Source organism: Oleiphilus sp. HI0079, from assembly GCF_001635105.1.
The window spans coordinates 1-858 of record NZ_LWFT01001009.1 but is presented as its reverse complement, the minus strand read 5'-3'; the positions used below and the strand labels follow the sequence as shown (position 1 = coordinate 858).

At 52.6% G+C, this 858-nt stretch carries 1 protein-coding gene; it reads right to left on the bottom strand.

The genetic code is table 11. The annotated features are described in order from the left end of the window. Positions 1 to 858, bottom strand: an 858-nt coding sequence (locus tag A3750_RS18345; RefSeq protein ID WP_068548579.1) for an acetyl-CoA C-acyltransferase, incomplete at both ends; no start/stop codon positions are given.

Here is an 858-nt window from a genome sequence, read left to right as displayed (position 1 = left end):
CTCCAGCCTGTTTTCTTTAGTACCTTCTCCATAGCACCACAAGGAGCGTGCGTGAATTTCGCAGGCGCTTCCGCATGCGATGCGGTCGCACGAATGACTGCCAGAGGGCTAAGGCCTTTCTCTTTTGCGACCTTGCCAGAGCAAAGAACAACCGCTGCCGCGCCGTCAGAGATGGCTGAAGAGTTGGCGGCTGTAACAACACCGTCTTTATCGAAAGCAGGGCGTAGTGAAGGAATCTTCTCAGGACGAGCTTGTCCAGGAAGCTCATCTTTATCAAAGATGACTTCACCTTTGCGTGATTTAACGCTGAATGGCGTGATCTCTTCTTTAAACCAGCCTTCATTGGTTGCTGCTTGGGCTCGCTCAAGAGAGCGTAAGGTGTACTCGTCCATCGCTTCTCGTGTAAGACCGTCTTCCTGACTGTTTTCGTCAGCAAACTTGCCCATCAACTTACCGGTGTATTTGTCTTCCAGGCCATCCCAGAACATATGGTCTAGCAATTCGCCATGCCCGAGGCGATAGCCCGTGCGTGCTTTCGGAACGATGTAAGGCGCAAGCGACATATTTTCCTGGCCACCAGCCACCATTAGTTCGCAGGATTCCGCTTTGATAGCATCAAACGCCTGCATGACGGCTTTCATACCAGAGCCACACATTTTGTTGATTGTGGTGGTCGGAACGCTTTCTGGAATGCCAGCACCTAGAGATGCCTGACGCGCCGGAGCCTGCCCTACGCCAGCAGGTAAAACATGACCCATGATGACTTCATCAATGTCTCCTACTGCGATGCCAGCTTGCTCAATGCTNGCTTTGATCGCGGCGGCACCCAGTTCAGGAGCTGGAACAGTGCTCAGGCTT